Genomic DNA, 5733 nt, shown 5'->3' on the forward strand with positions numbered 1-5733 from the left:
CTTCGGCGACATCTCCCCCTCAAGAGGGGAGATTGGCCAATCACCCCCGCCACACCCCCTCTTTACGCAAATCATCCATAGTCCGCGAAATACCCTCGCGCAGGATGGCGACCATGTCGTCGACCTGCTCCCGCGAAATGATCAGCGGCGGCGACATCACGCACATGTTGATCAGCGGCCGCACCAAAAGCCCGAGCTCGTGGCAATGCGCGTCGATGCGTTTGCCGACATCCTTGTCGAGCTGCAGCGGATCCTTGCTTTCGCGATCGGCCACGCATTCGACGCAAGCCATCAGGCCGACGCCGCGCACCTCGCCGACCAGCGGCAGCTGTTCCAGCGTCTTCAGTCGCGCCTGGAAATAGGGCGCGATCTCGCGCGTGTGGGCGAGCACACCGTCCTCCAGCAGGTCGAGATTCTTCAGCGCCACCGCGCAGCCGATCGGATGGCTGGTATAGGTCAGGCCATGGCCGAACAGCGCGTCCGGATAGTTGCACCGGCGCAGCTCCTCCAGCAGCCGTTCCGAGATGATGACGCCGCCGAGCGGGAAATACCCTGATGTCACGCCCTTGGCGAAGGTGATCATGTCCGGATCGATGCCGAACACGTCGCCAGAGGCAAAGACATGGCCGAGCCGTCCGAAACCGGTCACCACCTCGTCCGAGACATAGAGGATGTCGTTCTCGCGGCAGATCTCGCAGATGCGCTTGAGATACCCGTCCGGCGGCACGATGACGCCGCCCGAGGCCTGAACCGGCTCGCCGACAAAGGCGCCGATGCGGTCGGCGCCGACGCGCGCGATCGTGTCCCGGAACTGATCGACCAGGAAGTCGGTGAAGGCGGCAACGCTCATGCCCTTGGGCCGGCGGAACGGATCGGGCGAGGAAAGCTTGATCACGAGATCGCTTGCGCCGTCCATCCAGTCGTGATCGCGCGGGCGGCCGTTGAGCGAAGCCGACAGATAGGTCGAGCCGTGATAGGCGCCGCCGCGGCTGAGGATCAGCTTCTTTTCCGGCCGTCCGCGCACATTGTTGTAGAACTGCATGAAGCGCAGCGCCGTCTCGACCGCCGAGGAACCGCCGGTGGTGAAGAAGGTGTGGCTGAGGTCGCCCGGCGCCGCATCGGCGATGCGGCGCGCAAGCTCGGCCGAGGGCGCGTTCATCGTATACCAGGGCGTGTTGTAGGAGAGCGCCATCGCCTGGTCGAGCATCACCCTCGCCAGCTCCTCGCGGCGATGCCCGACATTGATGCACCACATGCCGGCCGGGCCGTCGATCAGGCGCCTGCCGGAGGCGTCGGTGATGTAGATGCCGTCGCCCTCGCCGATCAGCGTGCGCGCCTCGGCGCCGACCGAGCCGGCATAGGGCCAGGGCTGGACGAGATGGCGCTTGGCGAGCTCGACCGCATCGTCATCGCCAGGCTCGATGAGTTCGCTTGCCTTGATCTTGCTTTGAGCCGCCATCTTCGCCTCACATCATCGGGTTGCAAAAATTTCGTCGCACATCAAACAGCGCGGAAAACCAGGGAAATTCGGCTTTTCGTCACATCATTTTGAATGTCCGTTCAATCAATATTACAGAAATAGCGCTTGATTTCAATCGGCGGATACGCTCATGATGAACGAAAGCCGGCAAGCCAGCGAGCGATTGCTCGAGGCATAAGAATTGGGAACACGGCGCCGGTTAATGGGAAGGCCGCATGGCGGGACAGTCCGAGCCAGCTACCGAAATCACGCCCGGAGCGCTGCAATGACGGCGGCTGCCGAAGGGACGCGCCCGTTGCGCATGACGGGATCGAGACGAAGCCCCCTTCTGCAATCGGAAGCCGTCCAGGGCTTCGCCCTGATCAGCCCGACTTTCGTGTATGCCCTGATTCTGCTCGTCCTGCCGATCCTGGTCGTCATCGCCCATTCCTTCTGGACGCAGGACTACCTCACCATCGACCACACCTTCACGCTGGAGAATTACCGGATCGCGCTCACCGAGCCGATCTATCGCGACCTGCTCTGGCGCTCGCTCTACATCTCGCTGACGGTCAGCCTGCTCACCGTGGCTCTTGCCTATCCGATCGCCTATTTCATTTCCTTCCATGGCGGCCGCCACAAGAGCCTCTGGCTGTTCCTCATCACCATCCCGTTCTGGACCAGCTACCTTTTGCGCGTGATGTCGTGGAAGGTGATCCTCGGCTATAACGGCGTGCTCAATTCCGGACTGATGGGGCTCGGCATCATCGACGAGCCGTCGACGGCGCTGCTCTACAATTCCAGCGCCGTCATCATCACGCTCACCCATGCCTGGGCGACCTTCGCCATCCTGCCGATCTTCGTTTCACTGGAGAAGGTCGACCGCACGCTTGTCGAAGCGGCGACCGACCTCGGCGACGGGCCGCTGCGCTCCTTCCTGCGCGTGACCTTGCCGCTGTCGGCGCCCGGCGTCATCTCGGCGGCGCTGATCGTCATGATCCCGACCGTCGGCGACTATGTCACGCCGAAGCTGGTCGGCGGCAAGGACGGCGTCATGATCGCCAACGCTATCCAGGCGCAGTTCGGCAAGGCGTCGAACTGGCCGCTGGGTGCTGCGCTCTCCGTCACCACCATGGTCATCGTCTCGCTGATGGCCGGCGCCACCGTGCTGATCATCCGCGCTATCCAGAGGCTGGCGCGATGACGGCGATGCGACGTATCCTGCCAAGCTGGCTCACGAGTTACGCCATCCTCTACGTCGCCTTTCTCTATTTGCCGGTGATCTTCCTGCCGATCTTCTCGATCAACACCGCGGCGACGCCGAAATTCCCGCTCTCCGGCGTCACGCTTCATTGGTATGAGGACCTGCCGCGCACGCCGGCGCTGATCGACGCCACCTGGAACAGTCTTCTGGTCGGCGTCTCGGCCTCGATCCTGTCGACCGTGCTCGGCATCCTCGCCGCCCGTTCGATCACACGCTACCGCTATCCCGGCCGCCGCACCATCAACGGCCTGATCATGGCCCCGCTGGTGCTGCCCGAGGTGATCGTCGCCATTTCGATGCTCTTGGTGATGCTGCAGCTCGGCCTCAGCCTGTCGCTTTTCACCGTGGTGCTCGGCCACGTGCTGGTCTGCATCCCCTATTCGATGACGGTGCTGACCTCCGGTTTCGAAGGTTTCGACCGCAGCCTCGAGGAAGCCTCCGCCGATCTCGGCGAAAGCGCCTTCGGCACCTTCCGGCGGGTGACGCTGCCGATGGTGGCGCCGGCCATCATTTCCAGCCTGCTCGTCTGCTTCACCATCTCGCTCGACGAGTTCATCATCGCCTTCTTCCTGACCGGCACCGAGGCGACGCTGCCGATCTACATCTGGGGCCAGCTGCGCTTCGCGGCCAAGCTGCCCGGCGTGCTGGCGCTCGGTACCTTGCTGCTGGTGGCGTCCTTCGTGCTGATGACCTTTGCCGAAATCCTGCGCCGCCGGGCGGCCAGACGCACCCAGAGCGAGGGAGGCCTCTATGCTTGAGCGGGTCCAATCCAAGCGCACCCAATCGGAACGCACCATGATCGAGATCCGCGACGTCACGCGCAGCTACGGCACCTTCAAGGCGCTGGACGATGCCTCGCTCAACATCCTGGAAGGCGAGTTCTTCTCGCTGCTCGGGCCTTCCGGCTGCGGCAAGACCACGCTTTTGCGCATGATCGCCGGCTTCGACACGCCGACCAGCGGGTCGATCGCCGTCGATGGCCAGCCGATGGACGGCATCCCCGCCAACCGGCGGCCGACCAACATGGTATTCCAGAGCTATGCGATCTTCCCGCACCTCAATGTCGAGCAGAATGTCGCTTATGGGCTGAAGCGCCTGAAGCTGCATGGCGGCGAAGAAAAACGCCGCGTCGAGGAGGCGCTGGCGCAGGTGTCGCTGACCGGCCTCGGCAAGCGCCGCGCCACCGAGCTCTCCGGCGGCCAGCGCCAACGCGTGGCGCTTGCCCGCGCGCTGGTCATGCGCCCCAAGGTGCTGCTGCTGGACGAGCCGCTCTCGGCGCTCGACAAGAAGCTGCGCGAGCAGATGCAGGTCGAGCTGCGCCGGCTGCAGCAGGCGGTCGGCATCACCTTCGTGCTGGTCACGCACGATCAGTATGAGGCGCTCGCGATGTCGGACCGCATCGCCGTCATGTTCGGCGGCCGCATCGCGCAAGTCGCTTCGCCGAAGGAAATCTACCAGCGTCCCGTCAACCGCCAGGTCGCCGACTTCCTCGGCGGCATGAATTTCGTGAAAGCCCAGATCGTCGAGGAGAACGGCGCTTCGCTGGTTGTCGACACGCTTGGCTTCGGCCGCGTGAAAACCGACAAGCCGAAAGCCTTCGTACGCAACGGCGGCGCGGCGACGCTCGGCATCCGGCCGGAGCGGCTGCGTGTTTTGTGGGACAATGCGACAGCAAAGTTCGAGGTCGCCGGCAAAGTGGTCGAGCGCCACTATTTCGGCGAGATCACGCATCTGATCGTCGAGATTCCGGGATTGGAAAAACCGCTCTCAGTGACCGAGACCAATGATTTCGGCGCCGACGACATTCCGGTCGGCGCGCCGATCCGCCTCGCTTACGATCCCGAAGCGCTGGTGGCGATGGCGGACTGAAGATCAGCCAAGATCTTCCCGGCGGCGATGCGCCCGGCCACGATCGCGCCCTCGACATAGGCGGGGAAGGACGGCGACACTTCCGACGACGCGAAATGCACCGGCGGCGCGCCGGCAAGGATGGTGCGTTCGGCGTTTCTCGCCGTGGCGTCGATGATGAGGTCGCTGTAGGCGCCGCCGCTCCAACGGTCATGCGTCCAGTCGCGCAGGTTGAAATCGACGATGTCCGCCGCTTCCGGGCCGAGCGCTTTCACCAGCCTCGCCGTCACCTCGGCGCGCAGCGCTGTCTGGCCCAGTTCGTGCCAGCGCAGCGCGAGCGGCCCGCCGACAAAGACGATAAGCGCGGCATGGTCGAGATCCTTGCTGCCATCGCAGGCAAACAGCCCCGGCTGGTTGCGCCACATGACCATGCCGCGCAGACCCCGCTCGCGCCAGAATGGTCTGGCATAGCGCACCAGGATCTTAATCACCGCGCCGCTTTCCCAGACGCCCAGAGCCTTTGCAAGCTCCGCCGGCAAGGCGGGCGCGAATTCGAGCTTCGCCGCCGTCGCCGGCGGCAGAGCGATCAGCGCCTTGCGTGCTTCGATCACACCGCGGGCCGAGACGACACGAACGCCTTGCTGCCCGTGCTCGATCCGTGTCGCCGGTTCGCCCAGCCGCAGCCGGTCGCCGAGGTCACCTGCCAGATCGTCGGCCAGCGACTGCATGGTCTCGCGCAAGAAATACTGCAGCTCGAACACCTCGTTGGTGATGCGGCGATCGTTGTCGATCAGGTACCATAACGGCACCTTGTCCAGCGCCAGGCACCACAGGCCCTCGATCATCGAACGGAAGGCGGCCTTGGCGTCGGCCATGTCCTTCTGGCGTTCGAGCCATGTCGCGACGGTCAGCCCGGTGATCGAGGGATCGTCCGGCGCGATCCCGTTCATGCGCTCGCGGATCGCCATCGCGATCCGGTAGGTCCGCTCGGCTTCCTCGACGGACATCGACGGGTGGGTAATGAATTCGCCATCGACATAGGTCTCGACGAATGTCTTGCCGCGCGCCTTGGCCAACGCCATCAGTTCCGGCATGTCCTCGCACAGGAACTGGCCGCCGCTGTCGATGAGCTCACCGAGCCCGTTTCGCATGGCTTCCACAC

Annotated in this window: 5 protein-coding genes; 3 read left to right on the forward strand and 2 right to left on the reverse strand. The window is 64.2% G+C overall.

The window, feature by feature from the left end; genetic code table 11:
- Positions 1 to 40: 40 nt before the first annotated feature.
- Positions 41 to 1459, reverse strand: coding sequence for an aminotransferase (locus EOA38_RS25935; protein WP_127300575.1), 1419 nt, complete (start codon positions 1457 to 1459; stop codon positions 41 to 43).
- A 286-nt stretch (positions 1460 to 1745) separates the two neighbouring features.
- On the opposite strand from EOA38_RS25935, the gene EOA38_RS25940 reads away from it, so the two are divergent.
- Genes EOA38_RS25940 through EOA38_RS25950 form a run of 3 tightly spaced genes read left to right on the forward strand, consistent with a single transcriptional unit; the run spans position 1746 to position 4592 of the window.
- The gene (locus EOA38_RS25940; protein WP_127300576.1) at positions 1746 to 2663 is read left to right on the forward strand and encodes an ABC transporter permease; all 918 of its coding nucleotides are present in this window, start codon (positions 1746 to 1748) and stop codon (positions 2661 to 2663) included.
- The gene (locus tag EOA38_RS25945) at positions 2660 to 3481 is read left to right on the forward strand and encodes an ABC transporter permease (protein WP_127300577.1); all 822 of its coding nucleotides are present in this window, start codon (positions 2660 to 2662) and stop codon (positions 3479 to 3481) included. Before EOA38_RS25940 ends, EOA38_RS25945 begins: the two co-directional genes overlap by 4 nt.
- Positions 3482 to 3518: 37 nt before the next feature.
- Positions 3519 to 4592: an ABC transporter ATP-binding protein gene (locus tag EOA38_RS25950; RefSeq protein ID WP_127300578.1), complete on the forward strand. Its 1074-nt coding sequence runs from the start codon at positions 3519 to 3521 to the stop codon at positions 4590 to 4592.
- Here the strand turns inward: EOA38_RS25950 and EOA38_RS25955 are convergent.
- Positions 4556 to 5733: flavin monoamine oxidase family protein (locus EOA38_RS25955; protein WP_145966066.1), on the reverse strand; the 1178-nt coding region annotated here is incomplete at its 5' end. The genes EOA38_RS25950 and EOA38_RS25955 overlap by 37 nt on opposite strands.

The organism is Mesorhizobium sp. M1E.F.Ca.ET.041.01.1.1, assembly GCF_003997355.1.
GTDB lineage: Bacteria > Pseudomonadota > Alphaproteobacteria > Rhizobiales > Rhizobiaceae > Mesorhizobium.

Coding starts and splice junctions, on each gene's coding strand:
- EOA38_RS25935 (WP_127300575.1), bottom strand. CDS start 1,459: ATGGCGGCTCAAAGCAAGATCAAGGCAAGCGAACTCATCGAGCCTGGC.
- EOA38_RS25940 (WP_127300576.1), top strand. CDS start 1,746: ATGACGGCGGCTGCCGAAGGGACGCGCCCGTTGCGCATGACGGGATCG.
- EOA38_RS25945 (WP_127300577.1), top strand. CDS start 2,660: ATGACGGCGATGCGACGTATCCTGCCAAGCTGGCTCACGAGTTACGCC.
- EOA38_RS25950 (WP_127300578.1), top strand. CDS start 3,519: ATGATCGAGATCCGCGACGTCACGCGCAGCTACGGCACCTTCAAGGCG.